This is a genomic window from Halanaerobium sp. DL-01, assembly GCF_003338615.1.
Taxonomy (GTDB): domain Bacteria; phylum Bacillota; class Halanaerobiia; order Halanaerobiales; family Halanaerobiaceae; genus QPJE01.
Genome location: NZ_QPJN01000016.1, coordinates 20313 through 42385 on the forward strand (window position 1 = coordinate 20313; position 22073 = coordinate 42385).

General features: G+C 27.0%; 11 protein-coding genes. 10 read left to right on the top strand and 1 reads right to left on the bottom strand.

Annotated features, from left to right (window positions below):
- Nucleotides 1-11: 11 nt before the first annotated feature.
- The 5 genes from DER71_RS07010 to DER71_RS07030 all read left to right on the top strand — a co-directional run bounded on the left by DER71_RS07010 (nt 12) and on the right by DER71_RS07030 (nt 13041).
- Nucleotides 12-4772: an AAA domain-containing protein gene (locus tag DER71_RS07010; protein WP_114474455.1), complete on the top strand. Its 4761-nt coding sequence runs from the start codon at nt 12-14 to the stop codon at nt 4770-4772.
- A 21-nt stretch (nt 4773-4793) separates the two neighbouring features.
- The gene (locus DER71_RS07015) at nt 4794-7088 is read left to right on the top strand and encodes a hypothetical protein (protein WP_114474456.1); all 2295 of its coding nucleotides are present in this window, start codon (nt 4794-4796) and stop codon (nt 7086-7088) included.
- Between the two features lie 29 nt (nt 7089-7117).
- On the top strand, nt 7118-8833 hold the full coding sequence (locus DER71_RS07020; RefSeq protein ID WP_073159270.1) for a DUF262 domain-containing protein: 1716 nt from the start codon (nt 7118-7120) through the stop codon (nt 8831-8833).
- An 80-nt stretch (nt 8834-8913) separates the two neighbouring features.
- Nucleotides 8914-9381, top strand: a complete 468-nt coding sequence (gene brxF / locus DER71_RS07025; RefSeq protein ID WP_089720567.1) for a BREX-3 system P-loop-containing protein BrxF — start codon at nt 8914-8916, stop codon at nt 9379-9381.
- A gap of 3 nt (nt 9382-9384) precedes the next feature.
- On the top strand, nt 9385-13041 hold the full coding sequence (locus DER71_RS07030; protein WP_114474457.1) for a DUF6079 family protein: 3657 nt from the start codon (nt 9385-9387) through the stop codon (nt 13039-13041).
- A 23-nt stretch (nt 13042-13064) separates the two neighbouring features.
- On the opposite strand, the gene DER71_RS07035 is transcribed toward DER71_RS07030, so the two are convergent.
- Entirely contained in the window at nt 13065-13736 is a 672-nt protein-coding gene (locus DER71_RS07035) for a sigma-70 family RNA polymerase sigma factor (protein ID WP_147269414.1), read from the bottom strand.
- Nucleotides 13737-13770: 34 nt separating this feature from the next.
- Between DER71_RS07035 and DER71_RS07040 the strand changes: the two genes are divergently transcribed.
- The 5 genes from DER71_RS07040 to DER71_RS07060 are packed head-to-tail and all read left to right on the top strand — an operon-like array spanning nt 13771 to nt 22053.
- On the top strand, nt 13771-16266 hold the full coding sequence (locus DER71_RS07040) for a DNA methyltransferase (RefSeq protein WP_114474458.1): 2496 nt from the start codon (nt 13771-13773) through the stop codon (nt 16264-16266).
- Nucleotides 16267-16280: 14 nt separating this feature from the next.
- Nucleotides 16281-19145 (top strand): DEAD/DEAH box helicase, encoded by a 2865-nt coding sequence (locus tag DER71_RS07045; RefSeq protein ID WP_114474459.1) that lies wholly within the window; start codon nt 16281-16283, stop codon nt 19143-19145.
- A gap of 15 nt (nt 19146-19160) precedes the next feature.
- Nucleotides 19161-20993, top strand: a complete 1833-nt coding sequence (gene pglZ / locus DER71_RS07050) for a BREX-3 system phosphatase PglZ (RefSeq protein ID WP_114474460.1) — start codon at nt 19161-19163, stop codon at nt 20991-20993.
- On the top strand, nt 20990-21697 hold the full coding sequence (locus DER71_RS07055) for a hypothetical protein (RefSeq protein WP_114474461.1): 708 nt from the start codon (nt 20990-20992) through the stop codon (nt 21695-21697). The genes pglZ and DER71_RS07055 overlap by 4 nt, the downstream gene beginning before the upstream one ends.
- 23 nt (nt 21698-21720) lie before the next feature.
- Nucleotides 21721-22053, top strand: a complete 333-nt coding sequence (locus DER71_RS07060; protein WP_114474462.1) for a nucleotide pyrophosphohydrolase — start codon at nt 21721-21723, stop codon at nt 22051-22053.
- Nucleotides 22054-22073: the final 20 nt, after the last annotated feature.

Genomic DNA, 22073 nt, shown 5'->3' on the forward strand with positions numbered 1-22073 from the left:
AGAGATGATATATGCAGGATATTGTAAAAAATGGATTAAATCTTTTTAAATATTTAGAAGAAGTCATTCGATTGAGTTATAAGGTAACCTATAATGTTGATAACTACAACAACCTTTTATTATACGAATATCAGTTTCAGTCTGAAGAATTTATTACTATAGAAAAAGAAACAGAATTATCTCCTCCAGTAATAACAATTAAGAGGCCAGATGAGCCAGAGAGACCGGAAATACCAGAAATATTAAAAGGATGGATTGAATTTGAAGAAAATGATAAATACATTCTGCCAACTAAAATAAATAAAAAATCTGTTGTTAATGAAACTGGAGAGGAAGAAGAGATATATTTTTCTGATGAGGATCAAAGAATTGAAAGCTATCAGAAGTATGTAAATAAATTAGAAAATTGGTTAGAAGAAATTGAGCCGGTTTTAAAAATCAGAGATATTTATAATAAGTTATTCCAGGAAAGAAAAGCTCTGGATTATCAGGATAATATTGAGTTTGTAGTTGGTTATGGTTTAATGCAGTGGCAGAAAGATAATTCATTCCTCAATTATCCAGTTATTACCCACAATATGACTATTAATTATGATGGTAAATCAAATGAAATAAAAATTACATATCCAGATGATGTAAGCTGGATGTTACAGGACGAGCAACTTTCAGAATTTACATCTATGTCAGAAAGAGAAAGTATAAAAAAGGTCTTCAATGAATTAGTGAGTTCAGATCCTACTGAAGAGGGATTTCTTGATTTATTATATTTTTTAAAAGGACTGGCTCCAGGTGCGGAAGTCAAAAAAATAGATAAATTAGATTCAGCTAAGATTAGTCAGGATTTAAAAATTTTTGACGGCTGGCTTTTATTTACCCGCAAAAAAACAATTGTTGAACAGATAAAGGATATTGATGAATTTAAAAAGGAAATAAAAAATGCTTCAGCTATTGATAATCCAATTTTAGAACAAATTTTAACTCCACCGGAAGATAAAAAAATTGATCACAGTCAAATTGATACCCACACCGAGTGGGACAGCACTTTGGATAAGAAGGTCTTATTTCCTAAGAAAATCAACCAAGAACAGGTACGAATTTTAGATTATCTGCAGCAGAGTCAGGGAGTTGTAGTCCAGGGACCTCCTGGTACTGGTAAAAGTCACACGATTGCCAATCTTGTCTCTCATTTTGTCGCCAGTGGGAAAAGAGTATTAGTGACCAGTGAAAAAGAACAGGCTTTAAGAGTGTTATCTGATATGCTGCCTGATGCTGTTGAAAAATTAAGTATGACTGTTTTATCAAATGATGATGACAGGATTAAGAGGCTGGAAAGAGTAATAGATAATATCACTAATATAGTTTCCAACTCATCTGAAGCCCAATTATTTGAAAAGAGATCAAATCTGGAAAAATCATTTGAACATAAAAGAAAGAAATTAGAGTCTATCAAAGCAGATATGAAAAAATTATCTAATGCTGATAAGGCAGTATTTATAGAACCAATGGATAAAGAATTATATCCAGCTGATGCTCAGAGATTTGTTAAAAATGAAGAACATAAATATGAATGGTTTAATGATTTTCCTGCCTATGAAATAGAAGAAAAAAGAACTAAATTTGAAGAGATCATAAAACTACATTCGACAAATATTCCTTCAGCTGAAAGTCTCAGTGAAGCTTTAAAAATTAGAAAAGATATTGAAGATAATCTGGAAGATTTGGTAAATTATAAGCTACCTGATCTAAATCAAATAATAACCAAAGCAGAATTTGAAAAGATTGCAGAAAACAAGTATGAAATTGCAAAAAAAGAAGCAGATATTAATAAATATTTTGAGGGCTTAGAGTTAAAAAATAATTTAGATGATTTAAAAGAAGCATATAATTTTACTCAAGAAGTAAATGAGATTTATTCTGATATTGAAGAAAGCTGGGCTCTGGAGTTTATTGAAAACAATAAAAAAGAGATGGATAATATTGAAAAAAGTTTAAAAGAAATAAATGAGTTAAATAATAAAATGCAAAAAGAGGCAGAAAAATTAAGTTTTACAGATAATATAGAGCTTAATGATAAATATGATTACGAGAGTTATCAGAAGTTTATTGATCAGGCTCTTGAGAGAGTTGAAAATGGGAAAAATGCCTGGAATGTTTTAAGCTTCTTTGGTCTATTAGATAAGGGGCAGAAAGAGGCTATTAAATCTGTCCGTTTAAATCAGGAACTTCCAGAAACAAAAGAGACTTGGAAAAAGATTAAAGCATATATTGAAAGCAAAATTATTCAAAAAGAACTTATTGTCAAATGGGATAATTTTGCTGCTAATTTTATAGATAATAATTTGCCTGAAATAAAAATAGAAGACAAGGCGAAAAAAGTGAATTCAATTGTTAACAAAATTGTTAATGCCTTTAACTATAATAAATCCTTAAAAAATCAATTAAAAATGAAATTAAATAAAGTGATCTATGGTTCTGGAAAAATAATTCTAAATAATCTAGAAAAAGAATTTACAAATATATTAGAGGTTTTAGAGCTTAAAATAGATAATTTAAAGTTGAATCAGGCTGATGATAAATATAGCAAGCAAAAAGAATATTTATTGAAATTTAAAAATAAAAATGTTCATCCTACAGCTTTAAAATTGTTTGAAATCTTAGAAAAAGATTTTGCAGAATTCAGAGATCATGTAGATAGCTGGGGAGAACATTATAATCAATTAGTTAAATTAGATAAAGATCAAAAAAAGCTGCAGGAAATGAAAAGTTATTTAGAGATTCTTAAAAAAGAAGCTCCTCTCTGGTATCAAGATTGGTTAGATTCTGAAATTGATTCTAATGAGCTTAAACCAGATAACTGGAAAGAAGCCTGGAAATTTAATATTCTAAAATCTTATCTAAAAGATATAGCAGATAAAAATGAGAAAATGTCTAAATTAGAAGCTGAACTTAAAGAAAATCAGGATAAGATTAGAGAATTAAAAGAAGACATTGTGGAAGTGACTACCAAAATTAGTTTGATCAATAATATTACTCAAAAGAATATAGGGGCCTTAAAAAGCTGGAAAAGTATGGTCAAAAAAATTGGAAAGGGTTATGGTAAATATGCCAGTAAATATGCTGCCAAAGCCCGTAAATATATGAAAGAAGCTAGAGATTCTGTACCTGCCTGGATAATGCCTGTCTATAAGGTTTCTGAGACAACAGTGAAAAAAATGTCAACTTTTGATGTTGTCATTATTGATGAGGCAAGTCAATCTAATGTAACTAGTTTACTGGCCCTTTTGCGAGCTAAAAAAGCAATTATTGTTGGAGATGAAAAACAGATTACTCCTTCTGCAGTAGGTAGAGATAAGCAGAAAGTTTTAGATTATATTACTCGTTATTTAGGTGATATTCCTTTTAGTGATAACTTTGACTTAGAAACTAGTATTTTTGAGTTAGCAGAAATATTTTTTGGGACAAAGAAATTGATGTTAAAAGAACATTTTAGATGTTTACCTGAGATTATATCTTTTAATAATGATCTTTTTTATCAAAATAAAATAATTCCATTAAGAAATCCGGCTCAGAGCGAAAAATTAGAGCCTGTTTTAGAAAATGTTTATGTAAAAGATGGTTATAGAAAAAATAAAGTTAATAAAGTAGAGGCAGAAGCAATTTGTAAAAAAATAGCAGAGTTAATAAAAAAAGATAAATATCGAGATAAAACCTTTGGTGTTATCTCTTTAACCGGAAGAGATCAGGCCAAACACATTTATAATTTGATTGATAATTATATTAGTACTAAAGATCAGGAAAGAATAAGATTCCATGCTGGAGATGCTTATGATTTTCAGGGTGATGAAAGAGATATAATTATTTTATCAATGGTTGTTGGTGGTCAGGATGATAATTATCGAGCTTTATCCGGTAAAACCTATGAACAGCGAATTAATGTTGCAACCAGCCGGGCTAAAGATAAATTAATCTTATTCCATTCCGTTCAATTGGGAACTGATCTTACCAATCCAGATGATCTGCGCTATAAATTATTGAATTATATTAAAAATGGAATTACAGAAAAAGATTTAGATGAAAATAAAAAGAAAAAATGTGATTCTGTATTTGAAGAAGATGTCTATGACTGGTTAACTGAACGCGGATATGAAGTTACACCTCAGGTAGAAGTAGGTGCTTATAGAATTGATCTGGTTGTTGAAGGAGAAAACAACAGACTGGCTGTAGAGTGTGATGGTGACCGCTGGCATCCACCGGAACAATGGTGGGCTGATAAAATGCGTCAGCATCAATTAGAAAGAGTTGGCTGGACCTTCTGGCGCGTATCAGGTTCTGCTTTTTATAATGATCCAGACCAGGCAATGAGTTCTGTAATTAAAATACTTAATTCTTTAAATATAAAACCTCAAAAAAGAAAAAAAGAATTTGAAGAAGAGTCTAAACAAATTGAAATAGATAATGAGAATCAGGATAGATTAAAAGAGCATAATCAAGTAAAGGATAATGAAAATGATGAAGTTGACTCTAATAGTTTTCAAGTTATCAGCAGCCAAAAAGAAATCACTGAAAATGAAGAATTAAATCTTAAGTTTGATTTTGGAGAAAGTAATGAAGAAGACTTTGATGAGTTTGATCTACATGATATTGTAGAAAATTATGATGGTAGAACAGGAAAAGTTTATGATATTAAAAATGATCATCTGATTGTTATTAATGAATCAGGCAAGGTTGAAAAGTGGAAGATCAAAGATGTTGATTTGATTAGGCCAAGCTGATTTTAGCAGAAAGGAGTAGTTATGAATTATCAAAAGATGAATCTAGATTTTGATAATCAAATTAATTATAAAAAATTAGCAATAGACTTTATTAAAGCGGAAACAGAAAAAGAAATTGATTCTATCTTAAATAAACATGAAATTTTTGCTGATGATAATAACTGGCGAAATTATGGTGACTTAGACAATAACTTTGGTACCATTGGTAATCAACAGAGTGATTCTACATTAGCTTTAGTAGAAAAAATAGTCAATAGTATAGATGCAGTTTTAATATCTGAAGCTAAAAAGAATGGTATAGATCCTAGTAGTGATGCTGCGCCTAAAACTATGAACCAAGCAGTTGAAAGGTTCTTTAATATTCAAGATGGTAAAATTTCTCTTCTTAGTTCAAAAGAACAAACTAAACTAGCTGAGAAAATAAACTTGATTGCAACAGGATCCCGTCAAAATCCATCTTATATTATTTATGATAAAGGTGAGGGGCAAAGACCAGAAGACTTTCCGGATACTCTATTAAGTTTACATAAATCAAATAAAGACAAAATTTTATTTGTTCAGGGTAGATTTAATATGGGTGGTACTGGTGCCCTTCCTTTTTGTGGTCAGAAAAATTATCAGTTTGTTATGTCTCGAAAACATCCTGAAATTGATAATTCAAATAATGAATGGGGCTTTACTTTAGTTAGAAGAAGGCGCCCCAAGGATGGAGAAAAATCTTCGGTTTATGAATATTTTGCACCAGATCAAAAAATTGCAAGTTTTAAAGCTGACAGCTTAGATATATTACCTGATAGCAAGTCTGGAAAATATAAGAACAAAATAAATTATGGAACTCTAATTAAGCTATATGAGTATGATATAACTGATAGAACTTTAATTACTTTTGATTTATATTATAGCTTAAACAGAATATTATTCAATATGCCAATTCCTGTCCGTTTAGTAGATGCTAGAAATTATAAAGGAGATCTAACTGAGACTACTTTAACTGGAATGACAGCTAGAATAGCAAACAATCCAGATATATATAATCTTATAGAAAAAGACTTTCCTATTTCTGAAGATCTTAAAATTAAGGGGTTAGGAACTGTTCATGTAAAAATTTGGTTATTTAAAGATGGTAAAGAAGAACATTTTCTAAAAGCTTCGGAAGCAATTATTTTAACAATAAATGGTCAGGCTCATTCAACTTATGATCGTAGATTTTTTACTAGAAAAAGAGTAAAAAAGGATTGGATTAAAAATTCATTGTTGGTTCATCTAGACTGCAGTGATTTTTCTAAAGATGTTCGAGAAGATCTTTTTATGGGTTCCAGAGATAGATTACGAACTGGGGATAAATTAAGTAAAAAGTTAGAAAAGGAATTAGAAAATCTATTAAAAAATGATGTTTTATTAAAAAAATGGAATATAAAAAGAAAAGAAGAAAAAATGAAAAAAACTTTAGAAAAGAAAGCTGAGGAAACAAAAGATCTTTTCCAGGAATTAGTTAAGAAAAACTCAGAAATAGCTATTTTATTTGGCCAGGGAAAGAAATTAGCCAATCCCTGGAAAATTGGAGATAACGAGGATCAATATGAAGGAAAAAGATTTCCAACATATTTTGAATTGATAAATCCTAAAAATGGTAAAAAGAATTGTCCAGAAAATAGTTACTGTCGAGTTGTTTTTGAGACAGATGTAGAAAATGAATTTTTAGATAGGCCTAATGATCCTGGTGAATTAAGAATTTCCAATGATAGTTTAATTAAGAGTAAAAGATTAAGAAATGGGAAGCTTACTCTAACAGTAGTTCCAGAATTAATTTCCTTAAAAGAGGGAGATAGGATTACGATTGATGTTGAACTAGACAGTTTTGGTGCTGCACCTACTTTTGCGAAGAGTTTAATTTTAAATATAACTGAAGCTGATAAAGGAAAGAAAAAGAAGACTAAAACTAATAAACCTAAAGATAAAAATGATAATTTAAATTTACCTAATATTTCTTTATTAGAAAAAGAGGATTGGCCTGAAAAATGGAGTGAAGATAGTACAATTTTAATTAAAGAGTCAGATAAAGACTTAGATATTTATGTAAATAGAGATAATGTTAATTTAAAGAGAACTTTAAAAACTAAAAAATTAGATCAGAGTGAAATAGAGCTCTATGAAGAAAGATTTAAAATAGCACTGGGTTTAATAGGCTTTTCTATCTACTCTCAGTTAGAAGATGAGCAGGATAAAGAAAAAGTGATTCAAAAAACTACTAAGCCCATTTCTCAGATTATATTGCCCTTGATTGAAGAATTGGGAGATTTATCAGATTTGATGTAGAATAAATAATAAATATTGGAGTGATTAAAGTGGGAAATAAAATACATGCAGAAGAAATGAAAATTGAAGAAGTGTTAACCGGAAATAGTGAATATTATAAAATACCTGATTATCAGAGAAGATTTTCATGGAAAAGAGAGCAGCTTGAAGATTTTTGGTTTGATTTAAATTCATTAGAAGCTGATGAGGAACATTTTTTAGGATCAATAGTTGTTATAACTGGAGCTCATAATATTGGCTTTAATGAACTAGAATTAGTTGATGGACAGCAAAGATTAACTACAATTATGTTATTATTAAAAAATATTCAAAAGAAGTTTAAAGATAATCAAGAATATAATGAAATGGCAAAAATGATAAATGCTAATTATTTATTTACCAAAAACAAAAAAGCTAAAAGGAGAATTCAGTTAGAATTGGGTAAATTAGATCATTCTGATTATGAAAATATTATGAATGATAATATGAAAAGCATTGATAATCAAAATTTAATTAATGCTTATAAATTTTTTGAAGAAAAACTATCTAAAATGACTGAAAAAGAAATTGAAGAAGTTTATGATAAATTATTAGAACAAATTTTAGTTGTGTTAATCCAGGCTCAAAATGAAAAATCAGCCTTTAGATTATTTGAAACTTTAAATGACAGAGGTTTAGAATTATCTGCCATAGATTTAATGAAAAATTATTTACTTAAAGTAGCAAATAATAATGAAGATGTGGATACAGACTTGATTAAAGAGAATTGGGAAAATATTATTTTGAATATTCAAGATGTAAATAGGAAAGTCAGATTTTTTAGGCATTATATAATGTCGAGTGAACCAGTAACTAACAGTAAAATTACTCAAAGAAGAGTTTATGATAGATTTAAAGAAATAATTAATGAAGATTTAGCAGATTATAATCTGACAATAGAAGATTATATAAAGGATATGGAAGAAAAATCTGAGTTGTATAGAAATATTAATAATGCAAATATTGGTGATGATTTTTTTACTAAAAATCAGAGAACAATTATAAATGATCATCTCAATAATTTTAATGCTATTGGTGCCTTGCCAGCTAGAACACTATTATTAAAAGCTTTTGATCAGACATTAAAAAAAGAGCTTTCAGTTCAGGATTTGACCTCTATTTTAGAATACATTGAAACATTTTCTATCAGGCGAATTGTTGGTCAATTAGCTACAGGTGAGTTAGATACAATCTATAATTATTTAGCAGTTAATGCTTTTAGTGAAGATAATCCTAAATTATTTATAAAAAATTATTTTGAAAAGAACATGCCAAGTGATTCAGAATTTGAAAATAATTTTAAAGAAAGAGATTTCAGAAATAATGATCAAACTAAATATATTTTGGACACTTTTGAGAAAAAGCATTTTATGAAAAATGCTGCTGGTAAATCAATTAAGGAAAGGTCAGAGGTACATATTGAACATATTGCACCGACAAGTTCTTTTACTGCTAAAAAGTATAAAAAATGGGCTGATTATTTAGATGTAGATAAAGCTGAATTTGAGAATTTAAAAACTAGAATAGGAAATTTAACTTTACTAGAATATAAGTTAAATATTAGGGCTTCAAATAAGCCTTTTCTACAAAAGAAAAAACGTTATGATGAATCTAGTTTTAAAATGACAGAAGAAATTATTAAAAATTATTCAGACTGGAAATCTAATTCTATTTTACAAAGAAGTGAAGAATTATCTAAAATTGCTGTTGATATTTGGTCTTTGTAATAAGATATAAAATAAAGGACTTAATAACAATTTCTTGAATTATTATTAAGTAAGGATTAAAAATCAAAAGGAGTGGTTTGGTGACACATATAGATGATTTGATTAAAATTAATAGAGATAGTCATTACAAACTTTTAACATTAGTAGGAAGTGAAGAAAATCATAAAAATAATATAATTGATTATTTAAAAAATAATGGCTGGGATGTTTATGATATTGAAGAAGTAATTTTAGATTTAGTAGAGAATATACCTGAAAACAAAATTGGTTTAAAAATTGGTGATAAGATAAAAGAATGGCTTAGTGATCAAGAAAATAAAATAGTAATTACTAATACAAGTATAATCTATTCTCCAGAATTAAATTTAATTAATCCTGTTGAAACATTTAGATATGCTATGCGAGGCGACAAGGAAGCCGTAATATTTATTGAAGGTAAAATGAGAGATGATAAAGTGATATATTCTACCCCGGATAAACAGGATCATAAAGATATTGATATATCTAGAATTGTCTCTGAAAGAATAACTGAAGTTGAGGTGAATTAATTAATGAAAGTTAAAGATTTATTACATTTAGAAGAATTGGATAAAGTTATTGATATTGATACATATATTGAAACTGAGGATAAAGCAAAAGATACAATTGAAAAATATGTAATAACAGATGATTTAAAAGTACATATTCAAAGGATAGCAGAAGATTTAAAAAAACCTAAGCATAAGTCTTATCAAATTATTGGTAACTATGGTTCAGGTAAATCCCATTTCTTAGCTATCTTAGCAGCAGTAATTGATAATCATAGATTAGCTGATAGTCTGCAGGATGAAGAAACTAAAGAAATTTTTAAGAAAAATTTAGATAGAGAATTTGCGGTTGTGCATTTTGAACTCCAACCAAGTCAACATACTCTAAGTGAATTTTTCTACGATAGATTAACAGTTAAACTAAAACAAAATTATGACATTGAAATACCAGAGATTGATGCTGGTGATATTTATGACCATAAAGAGAAAGTAAGAGAAATATTGGATATTATTAAATCTGAAAATCCTAAAATGGGATTAGTAGTAATTATTGATGAAATTTCTGACTTCTTAAAGTCAAAACCTAGTAAAGAGATGAAATTTGCTGACACTCAATTTATGAGAGTTTTAGCACAAGCAAGTAACCAAATGGATTTTATGTTCTTAGGTTCTATGCAGGAAAATGTATTTGAAAGTGATGAATTTATTGAAGAGGCTGAAAGCATCGGCAGAACTATTCAACGTTATGAGATTATTACTATCTCTAAAGATGATATTAAAAAAGTATTATCACAAAGAGCCTTAAAAAAAGATATTAGCCAAAGGGATCAATTAAAAGACTTGCTCGATGAATATGGTCAACAAATTCCCCAAGTCCAAAATAATTTAAATGAATTTGTTGAATTATATCCAGTTCATCCCTATATTATAGACGTCTTTAATTATTTACCTTATTTTGAGAATCGAGGTATTTTAGATTTCACTGTTAAAGAAGTGAAAAATATTTTAGATAAAAAATTTCCAGCCTTTGTAACTTTTGATAAAATTTATGATAAAATGGCTAAAGATCATAATATTAGACAACTAGATGAAATAGCTCCTGTAGTTAATGCTGTTGAAACTTTAAATAGTAAAGTTGATTTATTAAGACATCCATTACAATCAGATGCTAAAAAAATTATTAATGCTTTAGCGGTATTGAAAATTTATGGCAAGACAACAAATAATGGTGCTACACCAGCTGAGTTAGCTACAGATTTAATGGTTATTTCTGATACTGTTAATAACATTGAAAGAATTAATATGATATTAAAAAAATTAAGAGATGTTACTGATGGACAATTTATTAATAAAACTGATAATGGTTATTATTATTTGGATATGGATAGTAGTGTGGATTATGATGTAGTTATTCAAAGAAAAGCAGAAAACCTTTATGTTGGTGCTGAAGATAGTGTTTTATTAAACATTCTGAAAGATAATTTTTATTTAGACTCAGATTCAAATCATGACAGAGTATTTGATGATGATAGTTATTGGAAAGAAAAGAAATCTTTTAGAGAAGGTTCCTTTATTTATGATGATAATTCAGTTGTTTTAGATAAAGGAGATGGAGATTTTAATTTTGTTATAGTTTCTCCATATCAAAAATCAGCAACAATAAAAAGTGATTTTGATACTGCAATTTTAAATCTAGAATATAATGAGGAATTAGATAATTTACTTAGTAAGATAGCTGCAGTAAATTCTCTCAAAAGTGGCAGTAATTATCCGAAGAGTATAATGGATAAAAAGAAGAGAAATTTTTTAGAAGAGGCAAAAGAAAAACTACTTAAGTTGTTGCTGTTAACTAATATAAAAAATGGCGGGGATTATGATAGTACCAAAAAATTATTAGCACAAGAGCCAGACACTTTAAGTGCCTATTATGAAGCAGTTAAACCAGCTGTATTTGGACATGTATTTAATGATAAATATCCTGAGTATCCAGATTTAATAAGCCGATTATCTCGTGAAAATATTCAGGGAGAAGTAGAAAGAACAATAGATAGTATTTTAACTGGTAGGGAAGAGATTTCATTAAGTAATTCTCAAAATTTATTGTCTTCTCTCAACTTATTAGATGATAATAATTATCTAGATACCAGAAATTCTAAGTATGCTAATATAATCTTAGATAAGCTTAAAGATAATAAAGGTAAAAATATTAGTGTAAATGGACTAGTTGAAATGTTAGCAGAACCACCATTTGGTTTGCAAAAAGAATTAGCATATTTGATTCTGCTTGTAATAACCTATAACGGAGAGGCTAATTTAAAACACAATAATAGGGGTTCTGTAAGAACTTTAACAGCATCTGATTTAAAGCAATTTTTCAGTTCAGGTTTAAATAAATTTGATGAGGTATCGTATGTAAGTTTAGAAACTGATTTTCCTGTAGATGCAATTATTGATTTATTTAAAGTTTTAGATATTAATCCTGGCTTAGTAAGACATGAGAAAAAAAGAAATGATGCTTTAAGGGAATTTAAAGAAAAGACTATTGAGATTGAAGAAAAAATTGAAGAAGTTGATAAAAAACTTGATAGATTGAAAATGAAACCAAATGATTTTTTCGACATAAATAAACTAATTAAAAAAAGAGAAGGATTAAAAAATATTCCGATTGATTTATTTTCAAAGGTCAATACTATTACTGATTTTAAAAAGATTAGTTTGGATAAAGATGAATTAAAAGATCTTGAACAAGGACTTAAACTTTTAAAGCATTTATTAGGATATCTAAATGATTTTGAAGAGTTTATATATGATGAATATTTATATATGGAAAAATCTTTAAAGCTGATTAAAGAAAATGCTGATTTTTTTGAGGATGAATCCATTGATAAATTGAAAGAAATAGCTGCTAATTGTGAAGAATTGCTAGGAACAAACGAAGAGGATTTAATGTTATTATTGGAATATGATCAGAGAAGATTGTTAAAAGGAAAATTAAATCAATTTAAAGATAAGTATAAAGCTATATATTATCGTCAACATCGGAATAAAGTTGGCGAAAATATTGAATGGTCCAAATTAGTAGAAATAAATAATAAAAAAGAATTAGAGCGTTTAGAAAAGCTTAAAAATATTACAGGTATAAATACTAGAAAGTATAATAACTTAAAGGTAAAAATTAATAATTTAGAAAGAGTTAAATGTACAAAGTTGAAAGAAGAATATCTAGAAGAAAAAATCAAATGTCCGCATTGTAATTTCCCAGAAAATATAGATAGTGATTTTAATGATTTAAATGACATATTAGATGATTTATTTAATCAAGTAATAGAGATTGAAGAAGAGTGGGAAGAACAAATTATTTCTGAAATAAAAAATTATGAGGATAATATTTCTAAATTGACCAGCTCTGAACAAAATATTGTTGATGAAATATTAGAAAAGAAAGAATTGCCTCAAAATATAACAAATGAGATAATCACAGTATTAAATACTCTATTTTCAGAATTAAAAGAAGTAGAAGTAACTCCTAAACAATTAATGAAGATTATATTTAAAGATCAAGGCGTTTTAGATTTTGATATGTTTGATAAAAAGCTATCTGAAATAAAAGCTTGGATTTTAGAACATGGAGATAGAGATAATATTAGAATTAAGTTTAAAGAAATTGATGAGGAGGAATAAATAAAAAGCTGCATAAAGAGCGACTAAAAGCTGTTTATGCAGTTATATTCTTTGTATCTTTTTGTTTTTTTTCTTACTCTGTACATTGCATTTGTGACAGCTTTTAAATGAACTTTTGTTTTTTTAGCAATTTCTTTATATGAATAATCTTTTAAATATAAAATTAAACAATTATATTCTAAATCACTAAGTTCATTATTTAAATATTTTAAAAGGTTATTTATTTCTTCATCTTTTATAAAGTGATATTCTGGATTATTTGATTTATTATTTTCTATAATATCAAATAGATTAACTTTACTATCTTTGAATAATGACTTATTTAAAGATGTTGATTCATTAAATATTTTATGTTTTTTTCTGTTTTCTCTTTTGATTGAGCTTATCATATTTCTTTTGACACACAAAAATGCAAAAGTTTTAAAGGAATCATTTTTATTGTGATCATAATCTTTTATTGCTTTATATAATCCTATATATCCTTCTTGAAGTAAATCTTCATAACTAGAGTGAGGCAAATAGTATTTTTTTGCATAAAAATGGATTATATATTTAAATTTTTTAATTATAAATTCTATAGCTTCGTAGTTATTATTTTGAGCTAAATTTATAATTTTAAATAATGGTAAATTTTTATTAAAATGTATATGGGAGTTCATTATGAATTCCTCCTTAATATTTAATATTCTATACAAATTAAATTAATCCTTTAATTGGAGGCAAATAACAATGAAAGAAAAAGAGTTAAATAATTTGATGAATGATTTAAAAAAGTTAGATGGGTTTCCAAATGGTAAAGATAAAGAAATTTTAAAAATTTCCAATCCACCAGACTATACAGCGTTTCCAAATCCTTATGTTAATGATTTTATCCAGAAATATGGTACTTCTTATGATTTGAAAGCTAATAATTATGAGAAGAAACCATTTGTTGGTGATGTTAGTGAAGGAAAAAATGATTCAATATATAATGCTTATTCATATCATACCAAAGTTCCACATAAAGCAATAACAAAATTTATAAAACATTATACAAAAGAAGGAGATATTGTATATGATGGATTTTGTGGAAGCGGCATGACAGGTGTTGCAGCACAATCTATTAATAGAAATGTTATTTTATCTGATATTTCAGTTGCTGCAACTTTTATTTCAAATAGTTATAATAACCCTATGGAGTATAAAAAATTTAAAGAAAAAGTAGATAAACTTTTACAGGAAGTTGAAGAAGAAACTAAATGGTTATATGAAACAGAACATAAGAATAATGCTGAGAATACTCGTACAGGGAAAAAGGCAAAATTGTTTGATTTAGATAAAAATAAAGGTATTATAAATTATACAGTATGGAGTGATGTGTTTATTTGCCCATATTGTAATGAAGAATATATCTTTTGGAATACCGCTGTAAATAAAGATACTAAAAAAGTAAAAAAAGAGTATGAATGTCCTAATTGTAATGCAAAATTAACTAAAAGAGATTGTGAAAGAGTTAAAGAAAAATTTTATGATAGTTCTATTGATAAAAAAATAGAAATCGCTAAACAAGAGCCAGTCTTAATTAACTATTATATGGGAAAGAAAAGATTTGAAAAAGAGTTAGATGAAAATGATAAAAGAATATTAAAAAAAATAAATGAGACTGAAATACCTTATTGGTATCCAACTGATGAGTTACCATTAGGTTATAATACTGAACAACCCAAAAATTCTCATGGTTTTACTAACGTGCATCATTTTTTTACAAAAAGAAATTTATGGGCTTTAAGTACAATATGGAGTAAAATTGAAGATAATAATTTAAAAATATTATTATTAATATTATTAGCTAATAATTCTAAAATGAGTAGATATGGTTCCAGAACAGGAATTGTTACTGGGACATTATATGTTCCATCAACTATGAAAGAATTAAATGTTATAGAATATTTAAAAAGAAAGTTATATGGTCCTAAAGGAATTATGAAACCTGCTAAAAAGCTTAGTAATATTCTAAAAGGTAATTCTATAATTGAAACGAATTCAATTACTAATTCTAAAATAAATAAAAATTCAATAGATTATATTTTTACTGATCCTCCTTTTGGTTCTAATTTAATGTATTCTGAGTTAAATTTTATTTTAGAGTCTTGGTTACAAGTTTTTACAAATAATGAAACAGAAGCTATAGTTAATAGTTCTCAAAACAAAAATCTTAATGACTATACTTCATTGATGACACAAGGATTTAAAGAAATGTATAAAATTTTAAAACCTAACCGATGGATGACTGTTGTTTTTCATAATTCTAAAGCTAAAGTTTGGAATGCTATTCAGGAAAGTATAACAAGAGCTGGTTTTATTATTGCTCAGGTAAGTACACTTGACAAAAAACAAGGTAGTTTTAAGCAAGTAACTTCGGCTGGAGCAGTAAAAAATGATCTTGTAATAAACGCATATAAACCAAAAAAAGAATTTGAAGATAAATTCTTAAAAAATGCTGGTGAAGGATTAGAAGCTGATTTTGTAAAAGAACAGCTAAAACATTTGCCAGTTGGAGCTAATATAGAAAGAACAGAACAGATGCTTTATTCTAAAATGTTGGCTCATTATGTTGAGAATGGATTTAAGATAAAATATGATGCTAATAATTTCTATAAGTTATTACATGATAACTTTGTAGAATTAGATGGTTACTGGTTCTTAGAAGATCAAGCAGATGAATATAGTGAATGGAAAAGTTCACTTAAGCTCGATGAAATAGAAGACATTAAAAAAGGTAATCAGGTATTATTTGTTGTTGATGAAAAAAGTGCTTTAACTTGGATCAATAACTTTTTAGATGAACCAAAAGATTATGGAGAGATTTATACTAGTTATGAGCAAATAGCAACTCAAACTGATGATAAGATACCTGAATTAAGAGAATTATTAGATCAAAACTTTATTTTAGAAGACGGAAAATATAGAAGACCAAAAACTAGAAAAGAAAGAGAGAGTATAGAAAAAAGTAGAACTAAGAATTTAGAACGGGCCTGGAAGAAGTTATTGGACCGTGCTAAAAATGGTAGTAGAAAGATCAAAAATATAAGAAAAGAAGCATTAATCCATGGCTTTACTAAATGTTATCAGCAGGAGAACTATGAAGATATAGTGACTGTAGCAGATAGATTATATAAATCTACTCTAGAATCCAGTGGGGATATACTTGACTTTGTAGATATTGCTCGGATGAAAACAGAGTAAATTGAGGTGGAATTATGAAGCTAGGAAGTAAAGTAAAATATAAAGATAAATATGGTATTGGACAAATAATTTCTAAAGCTGAAATTTTCAATAATATTTATTTTGAAGTTTTCTTTAAAAAAGTTAATAAAACAATACAAGTAAAAAAAGAGGATCTGGAACTACTGCCAGATCCTTCTTCCCTATTAGCTGCAGGTTATAGTTCAGATCCAAATGCTTTTTATCTTAAAAATATGGCCCATAACTTAGAACAGTTTTATAATAACCAAGATGTAATATCTTCTGTAAATTTTAAGATTCAGCCCTTACCACATCAAATTTTAGCTTTGAATTTTGTGCTTAATAAATTCAAAACTAGATGTTTATTAGCAGATGAAGTCGGATTAGGTAAAACTATAGAGGCAGCTTTAATCTTTGAAGAACTAAAGTTAAGAGGAACAGCTAAAAGAGTATTAATCATTACACCTGCTGGATTAACTAATCAATGGCAGGAGGAAATGAAATTAAAATTTGATGAAGACTTTTATATTTTAAACAAAGATAAAGCTAATGCTTTGGAAGATCTTTATGGTGAAGAAGGTAATATATGGTTTGAATTTGATCAGGTTATAACTTCAATTGACTTTTTAAAATCTAATAAATTATCTGATGAAATTAGTGAAGCTGAATATAAGAGAAGAAAAGAACATAATGAGAAAATATACAATAGTTGTATTGATGGAGATTGGGATATAGTTATCTTTGATGAGGCTCATAAATTAACAAAATATAAATCTGGCCGTGAAACCGCCCGTTATAAATTAGGAAAAGAACTGGCAGAAGTTATTCCAACCCTTTTGTTATTAACTGCAACACCTCATAATGGTAAACCAGCAGTTTTTCAAAATATATTAAAATTAATTGATCCCCATTTATTTTATAATAGAGATAATCTTATTCCTGAAAAAGTCAAACAAGTAACTGTTAGAAATAAAAAAAGAGCAGTTGTAGATATGGAAGGTAAGCGCATATTTAAAAATAGACTTACCAATGAGGTTAGAATTTCTAGAAATAATAGCAGTGATGAAGCTGAAAAAAAATTGTATGATAATATTGTAGATTATGTTTCGGAGTATTATGATTTAGCTAAATTCGAGAAAAATTATCCAATGATTTTTCTATTAATGCTTTATCAAAGAATTGTTTCCAGTAGTAGTAGAGCAATTAAAAAGACTTTAGAAAAAAGATATAAAAAATTAAAAAAAGTAAAAGATATTTCTCGCAGATTAAATAGTCTTGATTTAGAGGATCTAGATGAGCTTAGTGGTGAAGAACAGCTTGAATTTATTGAAAGTAATATGGCTTTTTTAAAAAATGATAAATATCTAAATAAAGAAATTAATATAATCGAAAATTGTATTAAAAGTGCTGAAAAATCTTTAAATGGTAATGATGATGCTAAATTAAAGAAATTGCTTGAAATTATTGATTTTGCTAAGCAAAAAGAAAAAGATCCGGACTTGAAAATAATTGTTTTTACGGAGTTTATAGAAACACAGAATTATATTTTAGAATCTCTCGAAAAATTAGGTTATAAAACAGCACATATTAATGGCAAATTATCATTAGAGGAAAAAATATTGCAGAAAAATAAGTTTAAAGAAGAATCTCAAATATTAGTTTCTACTGATGCTGGTGGAGAAGGTATTAACTTACAGTTCTGCTCTTATATGATTAATTATGATTTACCCTGGAACCCTATGAAATTGGAACAAAGAATAGGAAGAATAGATAGAATTGGCCAAAAAGAAGATGTTAAAATCTTTAACTTTATTTTAGAAGATACAGTAGAAGAACATGTTAGAGAAATTTTAGAAAATAAGCTAAGAATTATAAAAGACCAATTTGGAGAAGATAAGTTTGGAGATGTTCTTTCAACTTTACAGGAGGATTTTAATTTTAATCAATTATATTTTGATGCTGTGATCAATGATGAGCTGGAAGAAGCAAAATTAGATCAAATTGGTGAAGAAATGTATAATAAAGCTAAAAATATAATTGAAGATGAAGATTATTTAATCCCATTTAATGAAAAGAATGAATTAAAAAAAGCTGATAAAAAAGTAATTGAAGAAGTGCCTAAAAAAGTTAAATCTTTCATAAAATTATTTTTCAAGTTAAATAATATGGAGTTAAATGAATACAGTAGGGATGAAAATATTTATTATTTCCAAAATAATTTTGCGAACGAAAAATTCAAAAATCATTTTTCTAAGGTGATCTTTAAGCCCAGTAAAGGTTTAAATACTGAAGAGGCAGATTTATTTAGTTTAAAACATGATTATGTTAAAGAAGCTATTAAAGAATCAAAAAAAGAAGGTTATGTATCTGCATTTGAAATAAATGATAATAGATTTGCAGGTAAAAGCGGATTATTAAGTTATTGGAATCTAAATATCACGAATAATTTCAACTATAATTATACTGAATTAATTTCAATCTTTATAGAAGATACTGAAAGATTCAACCGGCGAATTTCTAAAGCATTTGCTGATATAAATGATTTTAATAATTTTAATCTAGGTGTCTTACCAGATTATAGTCAAATAAAATGCTTAGAAGAATCGGCAAAAAAAGAAGCTGAAAAAGAGGCTGAAGATATATTTTTATCAGAGAAGTTAGATTGGACAGACAAATTAAAACAACAGAAATCACAGCTTGAAGAATATTTCAAACAGAAAAGGGAAGCAGTTGAAAATATAAAAGTTGAAAACATAAAAAAAGGAAAACTTTCAAATTTAGCTTCTGATTATGATTTAGAATTAGAACAATTAAAGGAGAAAGAAGAATTATTTCCTAAATTAGATTGTGTACAGTTAGCTTATGTAGAATTTAAATAAGATATAGGTGATATTATGGAGAAATGGTATAATAAGATAATTGAAAAATTAAATGAATATCAACATGAAATAATATTTGTTATAGATGATGACGATTTACTAGCTAATGATTTTTTAGCTGATCAGCTGTCAGAAAGTTTTAATGAATTTTATTATTATACAATGGAGTTAAAACTGAGAAAAAAGATCAAAAATATTAATTCTTCATTACTAGTGATAGTAGAATCAGATAAGAATTTATCAAGTTATTTTTTGGATCATTTTCGAATAGTCAAAATTTCTTTAGAAGATGTTTTCCCTTTATTAAATAAAAGAGCAATTGATTGGATTTCTAATTCAGAAATAAGAGCTCTTTATAATCATTATCAGAATAACTTCAAAAGATATGAAAAGTTAAATTACAATGAAACATTAAAATATGTTTTAAAAAATTTATATAGTTTTTCTTTACCAATTGATAATTTAGAATCACTAATTTCATTATTAATTAAATATTATTTTAATCATGAAAAACTCAAAGGTGCAATAAGAAAAATAGTTGTAGAGGATGGTAAAAAATTAAATGTAAATATTAATAATCTAACTAATCAAAAAAAATTTTTTAATTGGTTGGAAGACCAATGGTATCAGTATATTATTAATCAGAATTCTAAGTTAGATTTTGATGATAAAAAAATTCAATATATTTTAGATAATTGTTTTGAACAAGGCTATATGGAAAAATTAGATTTAATAAAAGAAAATATTGATATTGATTATGTTACAAATAAAATAAAAAATAATTTTAGTTTTAACAGTGGTATTATTAATTTTAATAAATTGACTGTTAAAGAATTTTTTCATAAAGAATATGATTTGTTAAGTCGTTTATTAGACCAAGAAATTAATAGCATTGTTTGGGGTAATATTGCAAAAAAATGGTCACATTTAGTTTATTTAAATGAGAATAATAAACTTAATAATGATTTAAATGAGCTTTCAAAAAGAGTTGATAATAATTTTTTGGACTTTATTACCAATGATTATAACGACTTAGTTTATGATCAAAGATTTAAATATGCTCCATTGAACAATAAAATACTTCCTTACTTACTAAAGAATGATCAAAAAACAGCACTTATTTGTCTAGATGGGATGAGTTATAAGGATTGGTTTGTGATAAAAAATTATTTAGATAGTAATTTAGATTTAAAATATCACAGCCATTTTTCTTTTGCAATAATACCAACTATAACTTCTTATTCACGTCGGGCGATTTTTTCAGCTAAAACACCATTAGAAGATGATGGTAGATATGATGAGGAGAAGCTATTCAGAGAAAATGTATTAGAAAGTAAGAAGATAAAAAATCAAAATATATTCTTTGAGAGAACTAATGAACCGAAGATTTTTGAGTTATTAGGTTATGAGTATATTGGATTAATTTATAATTTTGTTGATGAAATTGCTCATCAAGCTACAAGTGAAAGTTTGAAATTTAATAATTTGGAAAACTTTCTTGATGAAAGTGAATTTTCAGCTGTTATTAATAAATTAATTGAAAATAACTTTAGAGTGTATTTATGTTCAGATCATGGGAATTTATATTGTGAAGGAAATGGATTTAATCCCAGTAGAGATTTAATAGAGAAAAGAGCATCTCGCTCAGTATTATATAGAAGTCGAAAATTAGCAGAAAATGAAGAATTTGAAAATAGACTGGTTTTAAATTTCCCTAATATTATTGGTGAAGAATACATATTAACTATGAAAAACCGAAGAAAATTCGGCAACAGTGAAGCAGGTTTTACTCATGGAGGAGTAAATATTGAAGAAGTAATAATACCATTTATAGAGGTGATTGGATGAAAGGCTTTGATAGACCGTTAAAACCAGAATGGATTTATAAGACTATTGATATTTTAGAAGTTGGAGATACAATTTATAAAAAGAGAGATAAAATTGATAATATTTTAGTTGAATTAGATGGTAAAACTGGGAAAAGAAAAGTAATTACAGTTATGGGAAGATATTTCTTGAAAGATATTGATAATTCAAGGGGGAGGAAAGTTACAGATAATTTGATATTCAATATGGTGAAAGAAGAATCATTTGAAAGAGCTAAACCATTAATGCTTTTTAATTTATTAGTGAAAGCTCCAATATTACAAAAGTTTTCAAAAGAAATTTATAGAAATTATAGTAGCAAAGAAACCATTGATTCTAATTATTTAAGAGAAAAGGCTTATCAAAATATTGGAGAAAGAGATATTGCTCGCCGTTCATTAAGAAACTTTTTAAATACATTAGTTGACTTTTCTCTAATAGAAGTAGAAGGTAATAATTATACTTGGAAAGATAAATTTCAAGTTGATGAGGAATTAATGATAAGTTTTTTAAAATTATATGGCAAACACTATGTTGATTCTCCACAAATATCATTGCTAGATTTACCTAAACATATCTTTTTCTATTTTGAAACACCTGATTTGATGAAACTAGCTCAAAAATATAATAATGTATATTGGCAGTATGTGCGAAGGATTAATGCTGCTTTAATAACTATGAAATAAGTTTTTAGATTGGAGTTAAGATAATGGATAAAGAATTAATAGAAAAAATAATTAAATTTCGAGATGACCGTAATTGGTCTCAATTTCATAATCCTAAAGATTTGGCTATTTCTATTTCTTTAGAAGCAGCTGAATTATTAGAACTATTTCAGTGGAATAATTCTCAGGAAACTATGGAAAATAATTATCAAGAACTACAGGATGAATTAGCAGATATACTAATTTATTGTACTTTAATGGCAGATAAATTAGATATAGACTTAGATGAAGCTGTAAAAAAGAAATTAGAAAAGAATCAAAAGAAATATCCTGTAGAAAAATCATATAACTCAAAAGAAAAATATGATCAATTATAATAGCTTAAATAAATAAGGAG

What these genes read in the sequence shown, in the direction of transcription:
- DER71_RS07010 (WP_114474455.1), top strand. Translation starts at nt 12, where the DNA reads ATGCAGGATATTGTAAAAAATGGATTAAATCTTTTTAAATATTTAGAA.
- DER71_RS07015 (WP_114474456.1), top strand. Translation starts at nt 4,794, where the DNA reads ATGAATTATCAAAAGATGAATCTAGATTTTGATAATCAAATTAATTAT.
- DER71_RS07030 (WP_114474457.1), top strand. Translation starts at nt 9,385, where the DNA reads ATGAAAGTTAAAGATTTATTACATTTAGAAGAATTGGATAAAGTTATT.
- DER71_RS07040 (WP_114474458.1), top strand. Translation starts at nt 13,771, where the DNA reads ATGAAAGAAAAAGAGTTAAATAATTTGATGAATGATTTAAAAAAGTTA.
- DER71_RS07045 (WP_114474459.1), top strand. Translation starts at nt 16,281, where the DNA reads ATGAAGCTAGGAAGTAAAGTAAAATATAAAGATAAATATGGTATTGGA.
- pglZ (WP_114474460.1), top strand. Translation starts at nt 19,161, where the DNA reads ATGGAGAAATGGTATAATAAGATAATTGAAAAATTAAATGAATATCAA.
- DER71_RS07055 (WP_114474461.1), top strand. Translation starts at nt 20,990, where the DNA reads ATGAAAGGCTTTGATAGACCGTTAAAACCAGAATGGATTTATAAGACT.
- DER71_RS07060 (WP_114474462.1), top strand. Translation starts at nt 21,721, where the DNA reads ATGGATAAAGAATTAATAGAAAAAATAATTAAATTTCGAGATGACCGT.